The 23,257-nt window shown below is 67.5% G+C and carries 25 protein-coding genes; 7 read left to right on the forward strand and 18 right to left on the reverse strand.

The features are described 5' to 3' along the window. The 5 genes from WT97_RS33665 to WT97_RS27945 all read right to left on the reverse strand — a co-directional run. A partial coding sequence (locus WT97_RS33665; RefSeq protein ID WP_124475946.1) for a GntR family transcriptional regulator occupies positions 1-155 on the reverse strand: 155 nt, incomplete at its 3' end. Positions 156-524: 369 nt separating this feature from the next. After that, on the reverse strand, positions 525-773 hold the full coding sequence (locus tag WT97_RS27930) for a hypothetical protein (RefSeq protein WP_059502908.1): 249 nt from the start codon (positions 771-773) through the stop codon (positions 525-527). 34 nt (positions 774-807) lie between these two features. Further along, a complete protein-coding gene (locus tag WT97_RS27935; protein ID WP_059502910.1) occupies positions 808-1,263 on the reverse strand; it encodes a DUF1269 domain-containing protein in 456 nt (151 codons plus the stop codon). 84 nt (positions 1,264-1,347) lie between these two features. Continuing rightward, complete coding sequence (locus WT97_RS27940) at positions 1,348-1,800, reverse strand: phosphate-starvation-inducible protein PsiE (protein WP_059502912.1); 453 nt, start codon at positions 1,798-1,800, stop codon at positions 1,348-1,350. Next, a complete protein-coding gene (locus tag WT97_RS27945; protein WP_059503037.1) occupies positions 1,797-2,174 on the reverse strand; it encodes a LysR family transcriptional regulator in 378 nt (125 codons plus the stop codon). Before WT97_RS27945 ends, WT97_RS27940 begins: the two co-directional genes overlap by 4 nt. A 443-nt stretch (positions 2,175-2,617) precedes the next feature. Here WT97_RS27945 and WT97_RS27950 point away from each other — a divergent pair, with 443 nt between their 5' ends. The 5 genes from WT97_RS27950 (at position 2,618) to WT97_RS27970 (ending at position 10,763) form a co-directional block, all read left to right on the forward strand. Beyond that, on the forward strand, positions 2,618-3,667 hold the full coding sequence (locus WT97_RS27950) for a Dyp-type peroxidase (RefSeq protein WP_060354808.1): 1,050 nt from the start codon (positions 2,618-2,620) through the stop codon (positions 3,665-3,667). Next, positions 3,660-4,475, forward strand: coding sequence for a family 1 encapsulin nanocompartment shell protein (locus tag WT97_RS27955; RefSeq protein ID WP_060354809.1), 816 nt, complete (start codon positions 3,660-3,662; stop codon positions 4,473-4,475). The genes WT97_RS27950 and WT97_RS27955 overlap by 8 nt, the downstream gene beginning before the upstream one ends. Before the next feature lie 104 nt (positions 4,476-4,579). Beyond that, positions 4,580-4,849: a hypothetical protein gene (locus tag WT97_RS27960; protein ID WP_060035070.1), complete on the forward strand. Its 270-nt coding sequence runs from the start codon at positions 4,580-4,582 to the stop codon at positions 4,847-4,849. Between the two features lie 643 nt (positions 4,850-5,492). Further along, on the forward strand, positions 5,493-8,360 hold the full coding sequence (locus WT97_RS27965) for an ATP-dependent Clp protease ATP-binding subunit (RefSeq protein WP_060354810.1): 2,868 nt from the start codon (positions 5,493-5,495) through the stop codon (positions 8,358-8,360). A 123-nt stretch (positions 8,361-8,483) separates the two neighbouring features. Continuing rightward, positions 8,484-10,763 (forward strand): FdhF/YdeP family oxidoreductase, encoded by a 2,280-nt coding sequence (locus tag WT97_RS27970; RefSeq protein ID WP_060354811.1) that lies wholly within the window; start codon positions 8,484-8,486, stop codon positions 10,761-10,763. 96 nt (positions 10,764-10,859) lie between these two features. On the opposite strand, the gene WT97_RS27975 is transcribed toward WT97_RS27970, so the two are convergent. Beyond that, entirely contained in the window at positions 10,860-12,281 is a 1,422-nt protein-coding gene (locus tag WT97_RS27975) for a cytosine permease (protein WP_060035064.1), read from the reverse strand. A gap of 385 nt (positions 12,282-12,666) precedes the next feature. On the opposite strand from WT97_RS27975, the gene WT97_RS27980 reads away from it, so the two are divergent. Then, on the forward strand, positions 12,667-13,608 hold the full coding sequence (locus WT97_RS27980) for a LysR substrate-binding domain-containing protein (RefSeq protein ID WP_059502925.1): 942 nt from the start codon (positions 12,667-12,669) through the stop codon (positions 13,606-13,608). Between the two features lie 82 nt (positions 13,609-13,690). On the opposite strand, the gene argE is transcribed toward WT97_RS27980, so the two are convergent. From argE to WT97_RS28020, 8 genes are all read right to left on the reverse strand, one after another. Then, entirely contained in the window at positions 13,691-14,854 is a 1,164-nt protein-coding gene (gene argE / locus WT97_RS27985) for an acetylornithine deacetylase (protein ID WP_060354812.1), read from the reverse strand. Continuing rightward, positions 14,847-15,524 carry a DUF1028 domain-containing protein gene (locus WT97_RS27990; protein ID WP_059789345.1) on the reverse strand — a complete coding sequence of 226 codons (678 nt, stop codon included), beginning with the start codon at positions 15,522-15,524 and terminating at the stop codon, positions 14,847-14,849. Before WT97_RS27990 ends, argE begins: the two co-directional genes overlap by 8 nt. A gap of 8 nt (positions 15,525-15,532) precedes the next feature. Further along, entirely contained in the window at positions 15,533-15,970 is a 438-nt protein-coding gene (locus WT97_RS27995; RefSeq protein WP_034209298.1) for a RidA family protein, read from the reverse strand. A gap of 83 nt (positions 15,971-16,053) precedes the next feature. Beyond that, complete coding sequence (locus WT97_RS28000; RefSeq protein ID WP_060354813.1) at positions 16,054-17,376, reverse strand: NAD(P)/FAD-dependent oxidoreductase; 1,323 nt, start codon at positions 17,374-17,376, stop codon at positions 16,054-16,056. Between the two features lie 333 nt (positions 17,377-17,709). Then, positions 17,710-18,156, reverse strand: coding sequence for a hypothetical protein (locus WT97_RS28005; protein WP_059502931.1), 447 nt, complete (start codon positions 18,154-18,156; stop codon positions 17,710-17,712). Positions 18,157-18,387: 231 nt separating this feature from the next. Next, positions 18,388-18,999: a hypothetical protein gene (locus WT97_RS28010; RefSeq protein WP_060354814.1), complete on the reverse strand. Its 612-nt coding sequence runs from the start codon at positions 18,997-18,999 to the stop codon at positions 18,388-18,390. 29 nt (positions 19,000-19,028) lie between these two features. Then, entirely contained in the window at positions 19,029-19,322 is a 294-nt protein-coding gene (locus WT97_RS28015) for a RebB family R body protein (RefSeq protein WP_059502935.1), read from the reverse strand. Between the two features lie 114 nt (positions 19,323-19,436). Further along, positions 19,437-19,994, reverse strand: coding sequence for an RNA polymerase sigma factor (locus tag WT97_RS28020; protein WP_059502937.1), 558 nt, complete (start codon positions 19,992-19,994; stop codon positions 19,437-19,439). A 413-nt stretch (positions 19,995-20,407) separates the two neighbouring features. On the opposite strand from WT97_RS28020, the gene WT97_RS28025 reads away from it, so the two are divergent. Then, positions 20,408-21,082, forward strand: a complete 675-nt coding sequence (locus WT97_RS28025; protein WP_059502939.1) for a Crp/Fnr family transcriptional regulator — start codon at positions 20,408-20,410, stop codon at positions 21,080-21,082. A gap of 85 nt (positions 21,083-21,167) precedes the next feature. On the opposite strand, the gene WT97_RS28030 is transcribed toward WT97_RS28025, so the two are convergent. The 4 genes from WT97_RS28030 to WT97_RS28045 all read right to left on the reverse strand — a co-directional run bounded on the left by WT97_RS28030 (position 21,168) and on the right by WT97_RS28045 (position 23,255). Further along, on the reverse strand, positions 21,168-21,491 hold the full coding sequence (locus WT97_RS28030; RefSeq protein WP_034209304.1) for a RebB family R body protein: 324 nt from the start codon (positions 21,489-21,491) through the stop codon (positions 21,168-21,170). Positions 21,492-21,672: 181 nt separating this feature from the next. Further along, complete coding sequence (locus WT97_RS28035) at positions 21,673-22,023, reverse strand: RebB family R body protein (RefSeq protein ID WP_059502941.1); 351 nt, start codon at positions 22,021-22,023, stop codon at positions 21,673-21,675. A 187-nt stretch (positions 22,024-22,210) separates the two neighbouring features. Then, the gene (locus tag WT97_RS28040; protein WP_006498417.1) at positions 22,211-22,546 is read right to left on the reverse strand and encodes a RebB family R body protein; all 336 of its coding nucleotides are present in this window, start codon (positions 22,544-22,546) and stop codon (positions 22,211-22,213) included. 79 nt (positions 22,547-22,625) lie between these two features. Further along, on the reverse strand, positions 22,626-23,255 hold the full coding sequence (locus tag WT97_RS28045) for a hypothetical protein (protein ID WP_060354815.1): 630 nt from the start codon (positions 23,253-23,255) through the stop codon (positions 22,626-22,628). Positions 23,256-23,257 lie beyond the last annotated feature (2 nt).

Below are 23,257 nucleotides of genomic sequence, written 5' to 3' on the forward strand. Positions count from 1 at the left end.
CTCTCCAGCAGCAGATACGCATGCAGCACGGTCGTGATGCTGATCCGGTGCTGCTGGCTCGCCTGCCGCACCGACGGCACACGATCGCCGTGTCGATATACCCCTTGCCGAATGAGTCGCTCTACGTCGTTTGCAAATTTCTCGTAGAGCTTCATCCGCCTCGCCCCGCCAGCGATGAACCGGCCTGCCCCGCACGAGCGGTACGGCCACGCCGACGCATGAAGCCGGATAGCCGTCGCCGGGCGCGGGTGTCCCGGTTCGGACCTCGTCCGTTACCGAAATTGAAGGCGAATAGCAATGCGAATCTCATCAAGACAAGGTTCGGCATCCTACTGCGTCATTTCGGCGAATGTAAGTGACAGTTTGGCGAGGAAAACTCAAATCCGGCCGGCGTGGTGAACAGATGCGTACACGACGGCGCGGCCGCACCGCGGCCGGTCGCAGCGCGCACGTCATCAAGTACCGCGGGTGGAGGAGGCGCCAGCGGTGGCGCGAGGCCTGGCCATGCGCGGGCTCGCTCGCGCTCAAGCGTCGTCGACGTTGTCCGCGTAGTGGTCGATCGCGACCTTGCACTCGTCGAACACTGCCGTCAGCAGCGCGACGTCGTTCGACTCGATCCACTTGCGGATCTGCAGGAACTGGCCGGTGCCGAGATCGGCGATGCGGTCCGGATCGTCGGTCGTCACGTCGACGACCGCGATCGCGCGGTTGCCGGGCAGCGGCGACAGCGTCGCCGCGATGTCGAAGCGCCGGTACGATTGATCGATGCGCATGCAATGCTCCCGAATCGGTTCGAAAGGGGCGCGCTCAATCGAGCGCCTGGCGAAAGACCTTGCCGCCGAATCCCGTCACGACGTTGTCGACCGAGAACGGCGTGTCCTCCTTCGCTTCGAGAATGACCGCGACGCTGCCGGGCACGAGCCGCGCCGCGACCGTTTCGACGAACGCACCGTCGAGCAGCGCATTGCCTGCCGCGTGCGCGAGAATGCCGGCGCCCGCGCCGGTCGCCATGCCAGTCACCACGCCGAGCGGCCCGGCGAGCAGGCCGAGCAACCCGCCCGCGATCGCGCCGATCACGCCGCCCTTGAACGGCCGCGATTCGGCGTCGAGCACCGCGAGCTTGCCGTTCGCATCCTTCTCGACGATGACGCCGTTCTCGATGTGGAATCCTTCGTTCTTCTCCGACAGCGCGTCGAAATCGTTCGCGGCCTGCCGAGCCGTGTCGACGCCGCCGAACACGGCGACGATCAATTGCCTGGTCATGCGACACCTCGTGTGGTGGGATGAGGGTGGGGCCGCCGCGCCTCGCTCGGCGCGCCGCGGTTCGCTCCGAACGCCGTCCGCGCGTTACTTGCGGGCATGCAAGTCGTCTTCGACATCGTCGACGTCCGCCGGAAAGCGGTGCTGCCCGAAACTCAGGATCAGCACGCCCACCGCGAGCAGCACGATCCCGAAGGTCGTCATCAGCATCCGCTCGGGGCTGTCGGTCGCGCCGCGCAGGATCAGGTCGCGCGCGAGCGACGTCATCGCGATGAACAGCGGAAACCGCACCGGCAGCCGGCCGAGCCGCAGATAGCGCAGGTCCATCGCGAGCACTTCCAGATACAGGAACATCAGCAGCAGGTCGGTCAGCGACACTTCGCCCGCGAGCACGACTTTCCACGCTTCCTGCGCCATCGCGAACGCGGTCGCCAGCCCGATCACGACCAGCCCGGCCAGCTCGGCCGCGTGCAGGAAATGACCGAAGCGGCGACGAATGCGCTCGGCGGTCGTATCGGCGGATGCAGTGGACGTATTCAACGCGTTAACCGGTGCAGTGTCGTAGAGGGCGCGATCGATGCCGCGTCGCCGCGGCGAGGGGTCTCGGGTAACGGAAAGCCCGCGACGGGCGGGCCGGAAACCGTTGCGCACGCATCGGCTCCGCTCGCGCCGGTCGCCTGCGCAACCGCGGACAGCGTCCGCCGGCAACACGCGTAAAACGCGACGCCGGCATCGGTGCACACGACATCGTCGCCCGCGCGGTCCAGCAACAGCCGGCAGCCGAGATAGCGTTCGAGGCCATCGAGCCGCGCATCGACCTGCGCGACGTCGAGCTTCAGATCGGACGCCGCGCCGCGCAGCCCGCCATGCTCGACGATTGCACCGAAAATACGCATCGCTTCCAAAAGGTTCATCATGATGGCCGTCGTCGGGCGGAGCGGAACCTAATCTACTGCACGCGACACGCACGCTCAAGAGCACAGCGCCGCGGGCGCCAGGAGTACAGCTGCGCCGCCGCCGCACAAAACCCGGCCCTGTTTGATCCATTCGAATGACAGATCGTCGATACGTGTTCCAAAGACCCGCCGAAGCTGCTAGATTGCATGCTCGACGACGTTACGCGGTGCGGATGGTCCACGCGCCGGGCGAACGCGCGGCGCCACCGTCTGCCTTCCCTTCGCGCCCCGGGGGCGGCCGCCGCCGCTGCGGCCCGTTGCGCGATGCCCGCGCAACGTCCTTCATCCGCATGTCACACAGAGCACAGAGAACCGTCGCATGACACAGTTCAACCGTTCGCCTTCGCGCGCCGCGGCTGCCGCGGCCCGTCCGTCCCGACCCGACTGACCGGCAGCCCGCGATGCAGACGCCCCCTCCCCCGATCTCCCAGGCCGTTCACAGCACGATCACGCGCAGCGCGATCTTTCTCGTGGCGACGATCAATCCCGGCGCCGATCACGCCGACACGATCCGTTCGTGGTGCGGCGACATCGCCGCGCTCGTGCGCTCGGTCGGCAAGCGCGTACCGGGCGGCAACCTCACGTGCGTATGCGGCTTCGGCTCCGATGCATGGGATGCGCTGTTCGGCGAGCCGCGCCCGGCGTCGCTGCATCCGTTCCGCGAATTCGGCGCCGGCCAGCGCGTCGCGATCGCCACGCCCGGCGACATCCTGCTGCACATCCGCGCCGAAGCGATGGACCTGTGCTTCGAACTCGCGACGCAACTGCTCGGCGCGCTCGGCAGCGCGGTCACGGTCGTCGACGAAGTGCACGGCTTCCGCAATTTCGACCAGCGCGCGATGATCGGCTTCGTCGACGGCACCGAGAATCCGGAAGGCCGCGCAGCGGTCGACTTCACGGTGGTCGGCGACGAGGATGCCGAATTCGCGGGCGGCAGTTACGTGCTCGTGCAGAAATACCTGCACGACATGGCCGGCTGGAACGCACTCGCGGTCGAGACGCAGGAGCGCATCATCGGCCGCACCAAGCTGTCCGACATCGAGCTCGCGCCGGACGTGAAGCCGTCGTGCTCGCACAGCTCGCTCACCACGCTCGACGAGGGCGGCCGAGAAGTGAAGATCCTGCGCGACAACATGCCGTTCGGGCGCCCGGGCGCCGGCGAATTCGGCACCTATTTCATCGGCTATGCGCGCTCGCCGGCGCCGATCGAGCAGATGCTCGAGAACATGTTCGTCGGCCGCCCGCCCGGCAACTACGACCGCCTGCTCGACTACAGCCGCGCGGTCACCGGCTCGCTGTTCTTCGTGCCGTCGGCCGATCTGCTCGAAGCGCTCGCCGATCGCGCGGCGCCGGCCGCCGGCGCCGCCCAACCGGAATCCGCGCCGTCCGCACCGCCGCGCGACGGCTCGCTGAACATCGGCTCGCTGAAAGGAACCCCGACCTATGAATAACCTGCACCGCGAACTCGCCCCGATCTCGTCCGCCGCCTGGGAACAAATCGAGGAGGAAGTGGCGCGCACCTTCAAACGCTCGGTGGCCGGCCGCCGCGTCGTCGACGTCGACGGCCCCGCAGGGCCCGAGCTGTCGGCCGTCGGCATCGGGCACCTGCTCGACGTCGCCGCGCCGCGCGAGCACGTGAACGCGCGGCTGCGCGAGGTGCGCACGATCGTCGAGCTGACGGTGCCGTTCGAGCTGAGCCGCGACGCGATCGACAGCGTCGAGCGCGGCGCGCGCGACGCCGACTGGCAGCCGGCGAAGGAAGCCGCGCAGCGGCTCGCGTTCGCCGAAGACAACGCGATTTTCGACGGCTACCGCGCGGCCGGCATCGTCGGCATCCGCGAAGGCACGTCGAACCGCCGGCTCACGCTGCCGGCGGACGTGAGCGCCTACCCGGACGCGATCAGCGACGCGCTGGAGGCGCTGCGCCTCGCCGGCGTCGACGGCCCGTACTCGGTCGTGCTCGGGTCGGACGCGTACACCGCGCTCAGCGAAGCGCGCGACCAGGGCTATCCGGTCCTCGGCCATATCAAACGCATCGTCAGCGGCGAGATCATCTGGGCGCCGGCGATCAGCGGCGGCTGCGTGCTGTCCACGCGCGGCGGCGATTACGAGCTGCACCTCGGGGAAGACGTGTCGATCGGCTACACGAGCCATACCGACAAGGGCGTCCGCCTGTACCTGCGCGAAACGTTCACGTTCCTGATGCTGACGAGCGAGGCATCGGTGGCCGTGGCGCCGCAGGACGGTGCGGCCGCCTGAGCGCGGTTGCCGGCGCGCGATGCCCGCCCGGGCGCCGCGCGCGACGGCCGTGCTGCCGGCCGCAGGTTCGTCGCCGATCCAGCCCATCTTGCACGGAGAATGTCATGAGCGAATCGAATGACGCATTACAGGCGCTGCAAGCGTCCGTCGCTACCCTGCAGCAGAAGGTCGATGCCAACGCGGGCGGCCAGGCCGGCGATACCGCCGTGCTGTTTACCGTCGTGTCGCTGATGCTGGCCGAGCTGCCGCCCGACACGCGCAACTTGATCGAGGATTCGTTTTCCGTCTGGGCCAATGGTCTGCCGAATGCGGCGCTGTCGGCCGACGTGAAGCAGATCGCACGGCAACGGCTCGCGATGACACTGTCGGACTGATCGCGGTTCACCGCGGTTACGCGATGTCCGGCGCGCACCGTGCACCCCGCGCTCGCCTGCGCCGGCCCCATGGCGCGCACCGGCTGCGGTGCGCGCGGGGCCGCACGTAGCCGGTTCGCGCCCGCGCTGCGCGTCGCACTCCGGTTCGCTCGCCGCTTCACTCCCTGCTTTTCTCCCCGCTTTTCTCCTCCTTTCGCTCCCCGTTTGCCGGCTGCCGGCGCCCTGCGCGCCCATGTCGCACCGCGCCGTTCGCCCGCCGCCCTTTACCTCTTTCCCGCCCCCCTCCACCGCCGGCTGCCCGCGCCGCCGTGCGCGCGCCCGTCTGTACTCCTTGCCGCCGAATCGCGCACCCGTGTGAGGGTGCAATTCACGGCCGGTCCGGCATGGAACTGTGTCTTGGATGGCCCGCGCCGATTCGCTATTTTGAACGCAGTCGAAGCGATGCCGTGGGCTCCTCTCGGCACGCGCGCTTTCCGCCCCGACCGCGACCGTGCGCCACGCCGGCGCGCGCTGCGCGATCGCGCGGGTGCGGCACGCGCGCCGCCGCGGTGCGTGCCGTGCCTGCGCGGTCGGAGCGCGTGAGCGCCGCACCGCATCGGGCTTCACCCTTCGCCCCACCTTCACCGACAGGAGCCAGACCACCATGCCCGCACTTTGCGATATCTGTCACGCCCGGCCGGCCGTCGCGCGCGCAACCGTGATGCAGGACGGCGAGCGCAAGACGATCTCGATCTGCGATTACCACTTCCGCCAGCTGATGCGGCATCAGAGCATGCTGAATCCGTTCGATTCGCTGTTGGGCGGCGGCGGACCGTCGTCGTTGTTCGGCGGCCTCGGCGACGACTCGCCGCTCGCCGCCGAGATTCCGCGCGAATCGGTCGACCCGACCGACGCATTCAGCGAACAGACGCTCGAGCTACTGCAGCGCGCGGCCGAGAAGGCGCACGAGCTGCGCCGCAGCGAGCTCGATTCCGAACACCTGCTGTACGCGCTCGCCGACACCGACGTCTGCGCCGCGCTGCTGAAGGAACTGAAGCTGTCGCCGCAGGACATCCGGTCGTACATCGACGAGCACGCGCACACCGGCACGGCCGCGCCCGATGCGCCGCTCGACAAGCTGTCGATCTCGCCGCGCGTGAAGAAGGCCGTCCAATACGCGTTCCAGGCGTCGCGCGATCTCGGCCACTCGTACATCGGCCCCGAGCACCTGCTGATCGGGCTCGCATCGGTGCCGGACAGCGTCGCCGGCACGCTGTTGAAGAAATACGGCGTGACGCCCGAGGCGCTGCGCCAGAAAGTCGTGAAGGTGGTCGGCAAGGGCGCCGAGGATGGCCGGGTCGACGCGCCGACCGGCACGCCGAACCTCGACAAATTCGGCCGCGACCTCACCGCGATCGCGCGCCAGGGCAAGCTCGATCCGGTGCTCGGCCGCGCGCAGGAAATCGAAAGCACGATCGAGGTGCTCGCGCGCCGCAAGAAGAACAATCCGGTGCTGATCGGCGAACCGGGCGTCGGCAAGACGGCAATCGTCGAAGGGCTCGCGCAGCGGATCGTCAACGGCGACGTGCCCGAAGTGCTGCGCGACAAGCGGCTCGTCGAAATCAACATCAACTCGATGGTGGCCGGTGCGAAGTATCGCGGCGAATTCGAGGAACGCGCGAAGCAGCTGATCGACGAAGTGACGGCGAAGCAGGACGAACTGATCCTGTTCATCGACGAGCTGCACACGATCGTCGGCGCGGGCCAGGGCGGCGGCGAAGGCGGCCTCGACATCGCGAACGTGCTGAAGCCCGCGCTCGCGCGCGGCGAGCTGAGCCTGATCGGCGCGACGACGCTCAACGAATACCAGAAGTACATCGAGAAGGACGCCGCGCTCGAACGCCGGTTCCAGCCCGTGTTCGTGCCGGAGCCGAGCGTCGAGCAGACGATCGTGATCCTGCGCGGGCTGCGCGACAGCCTCGAGGCGCATCACCAGGTGACGTTCGCCGACGATGCGTTCGTCGCGGCCGCCGAGTTCGCCGACCGCTACATCACGTCGCGCTTCCTGCCCGACAAGGCGATCGACCTGATCGACCAGGCCGCCGCGCGCGTGCGGATCGGCGCGACGTCGCGCCCGATCGACATTCAGGAAGGCGAAGCGCAGATCGCGCAACTGAAGCGCGAGCAGGACTATGCGACCTCGCGCAAGCGCTTCGACGAAGCCAAGCAGTTCGAAGAGCAGATCAACGCGAAGCAGAAGGCCGTCGACGAGATGATGGAGGCGTGGCAGCGCAAGACCGGCTCGGAGACGCTCGAAGTGACCGTCGAATCGGTAGCCGAGGTCGTGTCGCGGCTGACCGGCATCCCCGTGTCCGAACTCACGCAGGAGGAACGCCAGAAGCTGCTGAAGATGGAAGAGCAGCTGCGCGAGCGCGTGGTCGGCCAGAGCGATGCGGTGGTCGCCGTCAGCGATGCCGTGCGGTTGTCGCGCGCGGGGCTCGGCCAGACGCACCGGCCGATCGCGACGTTCCTGTTCCTCGGGCCGACGGGCGTCGGCAAGACCGAGCTCGCGAAGGCGCTGGCCGAGACCGTGTTCGGCGACGAGCAGGCGATCATCCGCATCGACATGTCCGAATACATGGAGCGCCACGCGGTCGCGCGGCTGATCGGCGCGCCGCCCGGCTACGTCGGCTACGACGAAGGCGGCCAGCTCACCGAGCGCGTGCGACGCCGCCCGTACAGCGTGATCCTGCTCGACGAGATCGAGAAGGCGCATCCGGACGTCTACAACGTGCTGCTGCAGGTGTTCGACGACGGGCGTCTCACCGACGGCAAGGGTCGCGTGGTCGATTTCAGCAACACGATCATCATCGCGACCAGCAACCTCGGCGCGGCGATCATTATGGACAACCTCACGCAGCCGGAAGCCGCGCGCAAGACCGACAAGGCGATCCGCGAGGAACTGATGCAGGTGCTGAAGGGGCATTTCCGGCCCGAGTTCCTGAACCGGATCGACGAGGTGATCGTCTTCCATGCGCTGTCGAAGGACGACATCCGCGCGATCGTGCGGATCCAGCTCGACCGCGTGGTGCGCACGGCCGCCGCGCAGGACATCACGCTCGTGATGGGCGACTCGCTCGTCGCGCACCTGACCGAAGCCGGTTACCAGCCGGAATTCGGCGCGCGCGAACTGAAGCGCCAGATCCGGCAGACCATCGAGACGCGACTCGCGAAGGAGATCCTCGCCGACCGGCTGAAGTCGGGCGACCGGTGCGAGGTCGACTACGACAAGGACAGCGACGAAGTGAAGTTCAACAAGCTCGCCGCGCCTGAAGCGAAGGACGCCAAGGTAGCGAAAGGCACGAAGGACGCGAAGCAGGACGCCGACGGCAAGCCTGAAGCGAACGGCAAGGCCGGCAAGGCTGCGAGGGCAGCCGGCGACGGGAAGCCGGACGACACGCCTGCCGACGCCCCGCCGCCCACGGCGAAGCCCGGCAAGAAGTCGTCCGGGGCGAAGAAGGACGCCCGCTAGAAAAACGCATGCCCCGCCGCCCGGGGCACGCATGACCGGCTCCGTCCGCCGGACGGAGCCGCCCCACGCCGCGACACGGCGCAACCGAGCCACCCGCACCGGGCCCGGCTATTGGAGATTCACATGACAAATCGACGCGAAGTGCCAGGCATCAGGAAATACGACGGGCCCGCCGGCGGTTGGGGCGCGCTTCGCGCGACAGCCGATGCGGTGCGCACGCAGATGGAAACCATCGAGGCGCCGATCGTGCTGATGCGGACCAACCAGCCCGACGGCTTCGACTGTCCCGGCTGCGCGTGGCCCGACAAGGAGCACAAGTCGACGTTCCAGTTCTGCGAGAACGGCGCGAAGGCCGTCACGTGGGAAGCGACGACCAAGCGCGTGACGCCCGAGTTCTTCGCGGCGAACACCGTGTCGTCGCTGCTGCGCATGTCGGACTACGAACTGGAGAACATGGGCCGGCTCACCCATCCGCTCGCCTACGACCGCGCGACCGACACGTTCCGCGCGATCGAATGGGACGACGCGTTCGCGCGCATCGGCGAAGTGCTGCGCGCGCTGCCGCCCGAGCAGGTCGAGTTCTACACGTCGGGCCGCGCGTCGAACGAAGCCGCGTACCTGTACCAGCTGTTCGCGCGCGAGCTCGGCACCAACAACTTCCCCGACTGCTCGAACATGTGCCACGAGCCGACCAGCGTCGGCCTGCCGCAGTCGATCGGCATCGGCAAGGGCACCGTGTCGCTGGAGGATTTCGACCACTGCGAGCTGATCATCTCGATCGGCCACAACCCCGGCACGAACCATCCGCGGATGATGGGCACGCTGCACGAATGCGCGCGCCGCAACGTGCCGATCATCGTGTTCAACCCGCTGCGCGAGCGCGCGCTCGAACGCTTCGCCGATCCGCAGGACATGATCGAGATGGCGTCGTTCGGCTCGACGCGAATCGCATCGACCTACTACCAGGTCGACGCGGGCGGCGACGCGGCCGCGCTGAAGGGCATCATGAAGGCGCTGCTACGGCTCGAGGCCGAGCAAGGCAACGTGCTCGACCGCGACTTCATCGCACAGCACACCAACGGCTTCGAGGCGTTCTCGGCCGATCTCGAAGCCACGTCGTGGGACGACATCGAACGCGCGAGCGGCCTCAGCCAGGCGCAGCTCGAACAGGTCGCGCTCGCGTATGCGAAGTCGAACGCGACGATCGTCACGTACGGGATGGGCGTCACGCAGCACAACAAGGGCACGGCCACCGTGCGCCTGATCGCCGACCTCCTGCTGATGCGCGGCAACATCGGCAAGCCCGGCGCCGGCGTGTGCCCGCTGCGCGGCCATTCGAACGTGCAGGGCAACCGCACGGTCGGCATCACCGAGAAGCCGTCGGCCGAATTCCTGAAGAAGATCGAGGACGTGTGCGGCTTCACGCCACCCGCGCAGCACGGGCACGACGCGGTGCAGGCCATGCAGGCGATGATCGACGGCACCGCGAAGGCGCTGCTGTGCCTCGGCGGCAACTTCGCGGTCGCGCTGCCCGATCCCGAGCTGTCGTTCCCGGCGATGGCGAAGCTCGACCTGAGCGTGCATCTCGGCACGAAGCTGAACCGTTCGCACCTGCTGGTCGGCAAGGAAACCTTCATCCTGCCGGTGCTCGGCCGCACCGAGCTCGACATGCAGGCCACCGGCCGGCAGTCGATCACCGTCGAGGATTCGATGTCGATGGTCCATGCGTCGGCCGGCAAGCTCAAGCCCGCATCGGACCAGTTGCGCTCCGAGCCCGCGATCGTGGCCGGCATCGCACACGCGACGCTGCCGAACAGCAAGGTCGCATGGCTCGACCTGATCGCCGACTACGATCGCATCCGCGACCTGATCGACAAGACGGTATCCGGCTTCGAGGCGTTCAACGAGCGCATTCGCACGCCGGGCGGCTTCCGCCTGCCGCTGCCGCCCACCGAGCGCGTGTGGCCGACGCCGACCGGCAAGGCGATGTTCTCGGTCTACAAGGGCGTGAAGGAGGACGCGGACGTGCTCGGCGCCAAACAGGTGCTGCGCCTGATCACGCTGCGCAGCCACGACCAGTACAACACGACGATCTACGGGCTCGACGATCGCTATCGCGGCGTGTTCGGCCGGCGCGACGTGCTGTTCATGAACGCGGCCGATCTCGAGAAGTACGGGCTCGAACACGGTGACCTCGTCGACATCGAGACGGTCACCGCGTCGGGCCGTACGCTGCGCCTCGAGAAGATCACCGCGATCGAGTACGACATCGCGCCGGGCTCGGTCGGGGCGTACTACCCGGAAGCGAACGTGCTCGTGCCGCTCGACTACATCGACAAGGAAAGCGGCACGCCGTCGTACAAGTCGGTGCCGGTGCGCGTCGTGCGCTCGGCGGTCGTGTGATGCCGCGGCAGGCGCGCGCCACGTCGCCCGCCGCGTGCCTGCCCGATTCCCGCCACCGCTCGCCGCCGCGGCGCGAGCGACGCGGCGGCCCCTTCTTCATCGTGCCGCCGTCGGCGGCATCGTCGCGCCCGTCTGCCGGCGCCGATACGCGCTGTCGCGCGTCGCGAGCCAGTAGTACAGCGGCGACGTCAGCAGCAGGCCCACGAGCCACGACAGGTCCGCGCCGCCCAGATGGGCGGGAATCGGGCCCGCGTACATCGGCGTGTTCATGAACGGAATCTGCACGACGATGCCGATCGCATACGCGAGCAGCGCCTGCGGATTGAAGCGGCCGTAGATCCCGCCGTCCGCCATGAAGATCGACTGGATGTCGTACTTGCCCTTGTGGATCACGTAGAAGTCGATCAGGTTGATCGCCGTCCACGGCACCAGCACGACCAGCAGCGCGAGCACGAGATCGACGAGGTTGCCGACGAAGTTCGTCGACGCGCCGATCGCCGCATAGCAGCATGCGACGAAGATCGCGACCGACACCACCGCGCGCGTCTTCGCGGTCGGAATCCACTTGTATGCGAACGTCTGTACCGACGTGATCACCGCGAGCACCGCGCCGTACAGGTTCAGCGCGTTGTGGCTGATCACGCTCAGCAGGAACAGCACCAGCATCAACGGGCCGAGCGGGCCGGTCGCCTGCTTGACCGCATCCATCGTGTCCGCGCCGGCCGGCACCGCGAGCACCGCGACCGCGCCGAAGACGAACGCGAGCGTCGAGCCGATCGTGCAGCCGAGATAGGTTGCCCAGAACGTCGACGCGACGCCGACGTTTTCCGGCAGATAGCGCGAATAGTCCGACACGTACGGCGCGAACGCGATCTGCCACAGCGCCGACAGCGATACCGTCGCGAGCCAGCCCGCGAAGTCGAAGCCGCCGCGCGTCAGGAAATCGGCGGTGCTCACGTGCGACAGGATCATCCAGAAGCCGACGGCGATGCCGATGCCGAGCACCCATGTGCCGATCCGGTTCAGGATGTGGATGAACCGGTAGCCGACGATCCCGATCAGCCCGGAGCCCACCGCGCCGATCACGATGCCGACGGGGACTGGCACCGACGACGCGATGCCGTGCACCGACTTGCCCGCGAGCACGATGTTCGACGCGAAAAAACCGACGTACATCACGGCCGCGATCACCGTGACGAGCAGCGCGCCCCACGAGCCGAACTGCGCGCGGCTCTGGATCATCTGCGGGATCCCCATCTGCGGCCCCTGCGCCGAATGCAGCGCCATCAGCACGCCGCCGACCGCCTGGCCGACGACGATCGCGACGATGCCCCACATCAGGTTCAGGTGGAACATCTGCACGCCGAGCGCGCCGGTCACGATCGGCAGCGGCGCGATGTTGCCGCCGAACCAGAGCGTGAACAGGTCGCGCACCTTGCCGTGGCGTTCCGAGGGCGGCACATAGCCGATCGTGTGCTTCTCTATCATCGGGGACGCATTGCGTTCCGCGTTCGTCATGGTGATGTCTCCAGTCCTGCGCGGCAATGCGCGCGTGCCGTGTGCGCCGGCGCGCGTCGGGGGGGGCGCGCCGGCAATCGGTCCGGATACGCGAGCGCCGCCGCGCTGCGTGCACGCGGCGGCGCCGAACGAAGCGTCGCGTGCGCCGCCAGGCGGGGACGGATGACGTGTCCCGCCGGCGCCCACGCGGCCTCGTCGCGATCCAGGCTGGAGACGATGGTGCGCCATGCGCATCGGGACCGGAAAATACTAAAAATATTTCCGCGACATACGAAAAAGCTCTGCAGCGGAAATTTCGGCGCCGAAAGACTTCAGGTAAGGTGCTACGCGAATCCAACAGCATGCGCCCACGGCGGCACGCCGGGGCCGGGCATCAGGGGTGCTTGTGGCTCACTACACTTTGCGGCAACTGAAATACTTCGTCACGACGGTCGAATCCGGCAGCGTCGCCGAGGCATCGCGTCAGCTCTTCATCGCGCAACCGTCGATTTCCAGCGCGATCAAGGGGCTGGAAGAGAGCTTCGGCGTGAAGCTGTTCATTCGCCACCACGCGCAGGGCGTGTCGCTGACGCCGAGCGGCACGCGCTTCTACCGGAAAGCGCAGGAACTGCTGCGCATCGCGCACGAGTTCGAACAGAACGCGCTCGCCGACAACGACGTGATCACCGGGCAGATCGACATCGGCTGCTTCGAGACGGTCGCGCCGCTCTATCTGCCGCAACTGATCGCGGGTTTTCGCGAACGCTACCCGGGCGTGAACATCCGGCTGCGCGACGGCGACCAGCAGGAACTCGTGCAAGGGCTGACGTCCGGCACGTTCGATCTCGCGCTGATGTACGACCACGATCTCGACGGCACGATCGAAACCGAGCCGCTGATGCCGCCGCAGCAGCCGTACGTGCTGCTGCCGGAGCACCACCGGTTCGCGGGCCAGACGCACGTGTCGCTGCGCGACCTGTGCGTCGAGCCGATGATCCTGCTCGACGTGCAGCCGAGCCGCACGTATTTCGTCAGCCTGTTTCACGAGCTCGGGCTCACGCCGAACATCGTGTTCGGCTCGCCGTCGATCGAGATGGTGCGCGGGATGGTCGGTCGCGGCTTCGGTTTCTCGCTGCTCGTCACGCGCCCGTATTCCGAATATACGTACGACGGCCAGCGTGTCGTGACGATCGGCCTCAGCGAAACGGTCAGCCCGTCCGGGCTCGTGAGCGCACGGCTGAAGCGCGGTCAGCTCACGAAACAGGCGCAGTCGTTCGTCGATTTCTGCCGCGAGCGGCTCGCGCAGATCGTCGCGCAACCGGCGCAATCGCCGCCATCGGCTCGATAGCGGCGGCAAGATCGACGATCGGGAACGGGATGTGGAAGACACGCGCGCCGTCGGGCGCGGCGCATGCGTGCCGGCCGCCCGTTCAGGCGGCGGACGAGAGATACGCGACCAGACGGCCCAGCATCGCGTCGCAACCATGCAGTTGCTCGAGCGTGACGAACTCGTCGGGCTTGTGCCCCTGATCCATGCTGCCCGGCCCGCACACGACGGTCGGAATGCCGGCCTGCCCGAACAGCCCGCCCTCGGTGCCGAACGCCACCGTGCCGAACGCGTCGGACCCGCTCAGCAGCGCGAGCAGGCGCGCGGCCTCGCTGTCCGGCGCGGTCGCCAGCCCCGGATACGCGCCGAGCGGCTGCAGCCGGATGTCGGTATCGGGCTGCACCGCGCGCATCCTCGGCAACAGTTCGGATTCCGCATAGTCCTGCAGCGTTCTCGGCACGTCGTGCGCATCGAAATCCGGCAGCGCACGCACCTCGAAATCGAATTCGCATTCGGCCGGCACGATGTTCAGCGCGCGGCCGCCCTTGATCAGCCCCGTCTGCACGGTCGAGAACGGCGGATCGAAGCGGCCGTCGTGCCGTTCCGGCCGCGCGAGCGCCGCACCGATCTCGCCGAGCCGGCCGATCAGCTTCGCCGCATAGTCGATCGCGTTGACGCCCGACGGCGCGTAGGCCGAGTGGCACGCGGCGCCCTTCACGTGGCAGCGCATCGCGAGCTTGCCCTTGTGACCGAGCACCGGCTTCAGTTCGGTCGGCTCGCCGATCAGGCACATCCGCGGACGATGTTCGCGCGCGGCGAGTCGTTCAAGCATCGGCCGCACACCGAGACAGCCGACTTCCTCGTCATACGAGAACGCGAGATGCACCGGCAGGCTCAGCGGCCGCGCGACGAACGCCGGAACGGCCGCGAGCACCGACGCGATGAAGCCCTTCATGTCGGCCGTGCCGCGGCCGTACAGCCGGCCGTCGCGCTCGGTCAGCCGGAACGGCTCGACCGTCCACGCCTGCCCGTCGACCGGCACCACGTCGGTGTGCCCCGACAGCACGACGCCGCCGCGATCGCGCGGGCCGATCGTCGCATACACGCTCGCCTTCGTGCGTTCCGCGTTGTAGAACAGTTCGCTCTGCACACCGCACCCGGCGAGATAGTCGTGGATGAAGCCGATCATCTCGAGATTCGAATCGCGGCTGACCGTCGCGAAGCCGATCAGCCGTTCGAGCAACGCGCGGCTCGACGGATCACTCATCGCCCGGCACTCCGTAGCTCGGCGCGGCGGTCGGGTTCAGCGCGCGTGTCTGATAGTCCTGCATCTGCGGTCGATACGCGCGCCATAGCGCATCGAGCTGCCCGATCGGATCGGCGTCGGCCCAGTCGACGCGCAGGTCGACGATCGGCCAGGTCACGTCGCCGGCCACCTTCAACGCGGCCGAATGCACCGGGCCGGCCTCGCCGCCGGCCGCCATGGCCGCGTGCATCGCAGCCAGCAACCTGTCGGCGAGCAAGCCGGACGCCTGCTCGAAGGCCCGCACCATCGCGTCGATCACGGCGGGCGCCGCCAGCAGGTTGCCGGCCGCCACGCATTGTTCGCCCTGCACCGCGTGATGCGTGCCGAGCGCCTCCTTGCCGGTGAAGCATGCCGTCTGCCCCTGCCCGTCGATCGCCGTGACCTGCCTGTACTGGCTCCAGCCGTTCGCACTCAACGCGCGGTCGAGCGCCGCGGCAGGCGCGAGCAGGTCGTGTTCGATCAGGTCGAGAATCTGAGGCCCGAGCGCCGGCAGCGTGATGTTCTGCGTCGCGACGGCGCCGACGCCCGCGCGCACCCACGGGCAGCGCGCGCCCACCGCGATGCTCGACGAACTGATCGCGATCCCGAGCTGGCCCGTCTCCGGGCAGCGCCCGACGATGGAGAAAGTCATGTCGCCCCCTATGCGTGGCTCGGCTGCCAGTTGTCGGGAATCACCGCGATCACGTCGATCTCCATCAACCACTGCGGCTGCCCGAGCGCGGAGACGACGAGCCCCGTCGAGATCGGGTAGACGCCTTTCAGCCACTTGCCGACTTCCCGGTACACGGGTTCGCGATAACGCGGGTCGATCAGGTAGGTCGTCGTCTTCACGACATGCGTGATGTCGCTGCCGGCTTCCTCGAGCAACTGCTTGACGTTCTTCATCGCCTGCTCGGCCTGCGCGCGCGCGTCGCCGAGGCCGATCAGGTTGCCGTCGAAATCGGTGCCGACCTGGCCGCGCACGTAGACGGTGTTGCCTGCCCGCACGGCCTGGCACAGGTCGTTGTCGAGCGTCTGGTTCGGATAGGTATCCTTCGTGTTGAACATCCGGATACGCGTATGGGTAGGCTGGCTCATCGAGATCCTTCGAGTGTCGGTGGGGTCGCCCGCCGCGCCGGAAGCCGTCGCGACGCGGCGGGATGGGTCTGTTCGTCAGGCGATCAGTTCGCCGCTTCGGCGAGCAGGCGTGTGTCGGGCCGCGCCGCTTGCGCGGCCGCGCGGCGCTGCGACGCGTCGTGATACGCGAGGTACTTGCGCTGCGTGACGATGTGATCGGCGATGTGCTTCGCGTCGTGCCACACGCCCCAGATGAAGCTGGAGCCGCGTCGCGACAGCCAAGGCAGCCCGAGGAAATAGATGCCCGGCTCCTTCGACACGCCGCGCTGGTGCTGCGGCTTGCCGTTCGGCCCGAACGCGTCGACGTTCAGCCAGCCGTAGTCGATCGCATAGCCCGTGGCCCAGACGATCGACGTGATGCCTGCGACGGCGAGATCGAGCGTGAGGATCGGATGCGTAACGCAGTCGGGGTTCGGCAGGATGCGCCGTGCGTCCGGCTCTTCCGGCAAGTCGAGGCCGTTGCGGGCCGCATACGCGTCGGCCGCGTCGAGCAGCGACAGGTAGTTCTCGTCGCCGCGCGCGAGATTGGTCGCGAGATCCCGTTCGAACACGGCCACGCCGCCGTCGAACGACTTCGTCAGCCCGACCAGCATCACGCCCTGGTTCGCGAGCGCACGGAAATCGACCGTATGGCCGCCGCGCGCGCCGCTCACCGCGATCGTCACGTGCTCGCGGCCGGGCGTCGCGACTTCCTTGTCCCATTCGCCGAGCACGCCGAGCCACCAGCAGAAGTCGCGGCCGCGATACGCACGCGGCGGGCGATCGTGCGGCCCGACCGACAGGTAAACCTGCCGGCCCGCACGCTGCAGCTCGTCGGCGATCTGCACGCCCGACGAACCCGCGCCGACCACCAGCACCGCGCCGGCCGGAAGCTGGCCCGGGTTGCGATAGTCGGCGGAGTGAATCTGCACGACGTGCGCGTCGTCCGGCGCGATTGGCGGAATCACCGGGCGCTGGAACGGCCCCGTCGCGACCACCACGCGGTTCGCCTCGATCGTGCCGTCGGACGTCTCGACGACGAAGCCCGGCTTGCCCGTGTTGCGCACCACGTTCTTCACTTCGACGCCGGTGCGGATCGGCGCGTCGAACTTGCGCGCATACGCTTCGAAGTAGTCCGCGACCTGGTCCTTCGATGCGAACGCGTCGGGATCGAGACCGTCGAATTCGAGGCCCGGGAACCGGTCGTGCCATGCGGGGCCGTTCGCGACCAGCGAATCCCAGCGCCCGGTGCGCCAGCGTTCGGCGATACGGTCGCGCTCCAGCACGAGATGGGGCACGCCCAGCTTGCCCAGATGCTCGCTCATGGCCACGCCGGCCTGCCCGGCGCCGACGACGAGCGTATCGATTGCGGTTGTTTCGACTGCCACGGCTGTCTCCTTCTGAAGTGCGGCTCATGCGACGCGCGGGGTCGCGTGAGCGGGAATGGAGACATTCTGCTGACAGGCTGCGTGGGGCGAAACGAGGTTTTTTGTTGGTGTTGACGAGCAAAAAGCTGGGGCGGGGGGCGGGGGCCGGCGGCGAGCGACGTGCCTGCACGCAGTCCGAAGCGGCATGCCGGCCGGGGACGGTCCGACACCTGCGTATCGGCGCCGAAAAAAACGGATGCGTCGACGCGATCGACCCGACAGTCGATGCCATCGAGCGGTATGTCGCCGGCGCCCGCGCGCATCGCGGGCGCCGGTTTGCGCGGACGGTGCCGGCTACACGTTGGTCCAGGCGCCGGTGCCCTGCCGATATTGCATCACGCCGCCGTCGATCCGCACCCGCAGGTTGCCGTCCGGCACCTGCACCCAGTCGGTCATGTCGAGGCTCATCATCAACGCGACGAAGAAATCCTGCACCTCTTGCGACGTGCTGGCCTGCCAGAGGTCGATACGCCCGAGGCACGCACGCATGTCGCCGCTTTGCTGCATGATCGTCTCGACCTGTCCGGCGACATCCGCGGCCGTGTCGTAGACCTTCGTGCCGCCGTCGCCGACGATAGACAGATGGATCCCGCGCACCAGCGTCGGCTGACCCGGCGTCTGCTCGACGAGCGCGATGCAGCTCGTCATCGCGCCGAAATCGATTTCCGTCGCATCGCCCCATTTGCGCTCGCCAACCGCCAGCGGCGCGGGACCGTTTACGTGCTGAATGATGTAGGACATAGGTTCCTCTCATGACTGGACATGACTGCCGGTAGCGGGCCGCGACGCGTTCGACCCGGAACGTGCGTCGCGCCCGCCGCTCACATCCCGCATCGGGCCTGACGGCCCGGCGGGTCGTGTCGATCGATACTGTGTCTCTGCACGCGTGGCAGGCGATCGCCCCGCGGTTCGCACGACGCGATTGCCCGCGACGTTCGTCATCGGCGGCGCGCCCTGCGTGCGCCAGGTGCGCTACGTGCCCTTCTTGTCCAGCAGCGCCTGATACTTCTGCAGACTCTCGTCGATTCTGTCGAGCGCGACGCTCGCGGCCTCCCCTTCGATCGCTTCCGCGGCGCCCGCAACGACCGCCGCGGTCGCGACGAACAGGTCCGTCAACAGCAGGCCCACCGCATCCATCGCCATGCCTTTCACGTCCTCGTCGATGGTCTTCTGCGCGAGATCCTTCATCAGCACGCTCTTGCCCGCGATCGCCAGCGACGTCGACGCCTCGAAGTAGTTGGCCGCCGCCTGCGCGACCATGCCACCCGCCTGCGTGATCATCATGTTCGGGCCGACGGATATCTGGGTCGTCGCGTAGGACGCCGCCTCCGCGTTGATCGCCTGCACCGTCTGCAACGCCGAGTTGGCGGATCCTCTCGCACCCGCGATCTGGTCCGGCGCCTTCAGCGCGTCGGTGAACCTGCGCAGCCGGTTGATCGGCCACGCGCGCTTGCCGGCTGCCGAAGCAGCGGCTTGCGGCGCGGCATCGGCCTGCGTCGTTGCTTCGGCTGCGGCGTCAGCGACGTCGTCCGGCGCTTGCGTCGCGCCTGCTCCGCGTCCGTCCAAAAGACCTTTCATGTTCATGACTTAGGTGTCCCGATAGTCGTCGCGTCCTAATGCGTGGAACCCGTCTGCGGCCCGCCCGCCGCGGGCAGCGTCGCGCCGCCCGATGGCGGCTTCGGCGACGCCTCGACGGACAGGATCATGGCCACCGCCTTCGACACGACGGCGTTCGAAATCTGGTTCAGCGCCGCCTGCTGCTGCGTCATGTTCTGCGCCGAGATGCCGACGGCCTGGCTGAACATCTGGTAAAGCATGCCCAGCGCCTGGGCCGGCGACCCCGCGACGACGTTCACGTTGGTCTGCGTCAGCGCGTCGGTAATCTGCTCATTGACTTTGTCTGCCACGAGGCCTCCTCGGATCTCGGCTCCGGCATGCGATTGAAGGGACGGGCGGGCCGGCAGGCCATCGACGCCGTGCATGCCGTTAGGAACGCTGGCTGCCTGCATTCGTGAACGCGCTCACGCGAGTTCCTCGCGCAATTTCTTGCGCAGCAGCTCGACGCGTTTTCTGGCAAGCGGCTCGTTGATCCCGAGCGTCGCGGCGATGTGCAGATAGGGCCGGTCCTCCTCGAACTTCAGCGTGAACAGCATTTGCTGCTGCGGGGAGAGCATCGACAGCGCCTGCTCGAGGCGCAGCAGCTGTTGCCGAAGCAGCAGTTGCTGCTCCACCGACGGCGCGTGGCCGGCCAGCTCGACGGCATGATCGTCGTCCCAGGCCGGGTCGAATTCGAGCATGCCGCTTTCGCGCAGACGGCGGCGCGCGCCATCGAGGAATGCGTGGTTCAGCGCCAGAAAGAGAAAGCCCGCGAGGTTCCGGACGCGCTCGGGCGAGCGCTGCAGGTAAATGTGGACCTTGAGCGCGGTATCGGAAAGCAGTTCGTCGGCACGGTGAATATCGCCCTTGCACAACAGGCGCGCGCGACGCCGCAATTTCCCCTGCATTTCCCGCCACGTGCGATCGAGTTGCTGCGCCGAAGACTCGGGCGTCGGGGCAGCGTGCTGGTTCGAGGTTGTCATCCCGCGTCTTCCTTTTTTTATGGAAAACACAGAATCGATTCGATGCCGGGAATGGCGCTGTTACCCGCGTAACACCGATATAACGATAATCGGTTTCGGTAAATTTTCTTGATTATTATGAACGGAAATTTTAATTCACCGGCATAGCCCGAATCCGTCGTTTCAGATGCGCCGCCGGGCCTGACCGAATAACGGCATTGCGATGAAAAAGAACGACTACCGCCGCGATGCGTCCGTGCGTCGGCATGCTGCTTTCCATGTCGGTCGATCAAGCGCGCGTGCCGCCGAAGTGCCGCCCTGTCCGGACTGCCTGCCGATTATTTCAATTCTTTCGTTATTCATTTTTCACGTAATGCCGAAGGCAGCGTTTTTCGCTAGGTGGCCGCATCGTCAAACAACCTCGCGCGGAAAACATGCCTGCCCTTGCTGACGCTCAAACGCTGCGCAATATACCGATACTGACCGATCTCCCGGAAAGTCTGCTCGCCCACATCGAGCGGCATGTCACGCCCTGGCCCGAACACGGCAATCGCCTGTTGTTCTTCAAGGGCGATCCGGAGGATTTCGTCGCGTTCGTGCGCCATGGCCGTGTCTACAAGACGCTGCACGAACCGGGCGGCCGCGAGATCATTCTCGGCCACGCCATACCGGGCGACCTCATCGGCGAAAACACGCTGATTCGCGCGCACCGGCGCAGCTTCACCGCCCAGTTGAGCCCCGACTGCCGCGTTTTGCTGCTGCATCGCCAGCACTTCGCGCCGCTGCAGGCCAACGCGGAATTCATGGCGCGCATCCACGACCAGCTGTGCCGGCACATTCACCAGTTGAGCGACTTCGTCGAATCGGCGTGCCTGTACCGGCTCGAAGCACGGCTCGCGCGCCATCTGCTGAACCGCATGCAAGGGAATGGTCTCGAGGTGCCGCTGCCGGAGAGCCAGAGCATCCTCGCCGCGATGCTCAACGTCAGCCGGCCGCGGCTGAACAGCAGCCTGCAGAAGATGCAGCGCGACGGCCTGATCCGGCTACACGAACACGGCGTGACGATCGAGAAACCGGAGCGGCTCCGGACCATCGCCGACGCCAATTGACACCCTGCCCGGCAGCGCGTGCGTCACGCAGCGCGGCCGGGCGGGCAGGTTTGCGCGCGCCGGGTTGCGCGGCGCGCCGTAAGGGTCAGCCGCGCCCGTGGCCGATGGCGTTCATCAACTGCGCGACGGCGGCCAGTTGCGATACGAAGTTGTCGTTCGCCGACCGCGCCGCGCTGGCCAGCGCCACCGGCGAGCCGGCATAGAGTTGCATGATGCCGACGGTCGTGGCGGCGAGATTGGACGCCGCCTGGTTCGCCTGCATCTGCACCGCGTTGTGAAGCAGGATCGCGGACGCATGGCTGTTCGACTGCATGAGCGTGCCCAAGGCCACGGCGGGCGCTTCGCCCACCACCTTGACGTTGGCTTGCGTGACTGCATCGGTCATCGCAGGGGAAACCTGTTCCGGCATGTCGTTGCTCCTGGTGTGCGCGCCGCAGCGGCGCAGTCATGGCGAAAGCGTGAGTGGGTCGGTCGGCGCCGTCGATGCGCGGCAGGGCGTCCCGCCGCCACGGGCGTCGACACGACGCCGTGCGCCGGGCGGCAGCCACCGCGATCGGGGCCACCGCCCGGCGCCGACGCCGGCTTACGCGTCAGGCCAGCGCCTTGCCGAGCGCGAGCACGTCAGCCAGTACGGACAGCACGCCGTTCGAGCCGATTTCCGTCGCGGCGGCGCCGGCGCTCGCCGGCCCGAGCGTGTACAGCTGCATCGTGCCCACGTTCGTCGAGGTCGGCAGTTGCACCGCGGACTGCGACTGCTGCTGCACCGCGTTCTCGAACAGCACGCTGAGCGAATGGCTCTGGGCCTGGTACAGCGAGCCCGTTGCCATCGCGGGCGCTTCGCCGACCACCTTGACGTTGGTCTGCGTGACCGCGTCGGTGATCGCGGCGTTGACCGTACAAGTCTTGCAGGGGTCCTTCGAGTCGTTTGCGTCATTCGGCATCGTATTTCTCCTGGTTCGCGAACGGGCACCGCATCGAATCGGCTCTGCCCGTTCCGTCGTTTGCTCCGGAACCGCACGGCACCTGGTCAGGCGCTGGCGGTCATGCTATGGATCCGCGGCTCGGCGGCGGTATCGGCAGCGCGTGCCGCTTGCTCCGCCGCTTCAACCACGGTGCTGCGATGACGCCTTACGGCCGGGCCACTGCCTTCCCGATCGCGATCACGTCGGCCAGAATGGAAATGATCCCGTTCGCGCCGATTTCCGTGGCGGCCGCGCCCGCGCTTTCCGGCCCGATCGTGTAGAGCTGCATCGTCCCCACGTTCGTCGACGTTTGCGACTGGATCGCGGCCTGCGACTGCTGCTGCACCGCGTTCTCGAACAGGATGCTGAGCGAATGGCTCTGGGCCTGGTACAGCGAGCCCATCGCCATTGCCGGCGCTTCCGCGACCACCTTGACGTTGACCTGTGTGACCGCATCGGTAATCGCGGGATTGACCTGGCACACTTGACACGTATCAGCCATTTGTTGCTCCTTGGTTCACGTAGTTGAGAGGTCGCACACGGGGCCGGCCGGTTTCGCGTTCGGCCGCATGACCCGCGTGCTACTCCATGGACGCTGGGCCGGGCGTATCGTGAACCGCAGCGGTGGGTTCGGACGGTTCGGCCGGATCGACGCCGATGCTTCGCAACCGGTCCTCCATCGCGTCGAGCCTGACGGCGAGCCGTTCGGCAAGCGCATCGCCGTATTGGCGGAAGCAGGTTTCGATTTCCTGCCGGATCAGGCCCGTCAGTTGTTCCCCGATCATCGTCAGCGCCTCGCGAGTGCTGTCCTGGATCTCCGCCGCACCGGAGGCCAGCGCGTCGTCGCCCGGCGCGTGCGCGTCGAGTACGCCCGACACCTTCTGCTGTTCCGACGCCAGCATGCCGAGGGTCGTCTCGTTCTGCGTGTCGATCGTCTGCAGGATGCCGCGCATCTTCTCGTACGCCTTTTGCTGGTTGAGCTGCAGAAAATGCTTGATCTGTTCGCGCGCCTCGCGCCGGGTTTTCAACTGCGGCAAGGGCGGCTTCGCGGCGCTCGCCTGCGTGGCCGGGCCGGCGACGGGCGCCGACGGGTTCCCCTGCCGGCTCGGCAGCCGCGCAAGCAGCGCCTGCTCTTCGCCCGGCTCGAGCGGCCGGCCCAGGCGCTTCTCCGCGAACTGGCGCAGCAGCGGGTCGAGTGTGTCGTTGCTCATCG

The sequence above is a fragment of the Burkholderia sp. MSMB1459WGS genome (assembly GCF_001534535.1).
GTDB lineage: Bacteria > Pseudomonadota > Gammaproteobacteria > Burkholderiales > Burkholderiaceae > Burkholderia.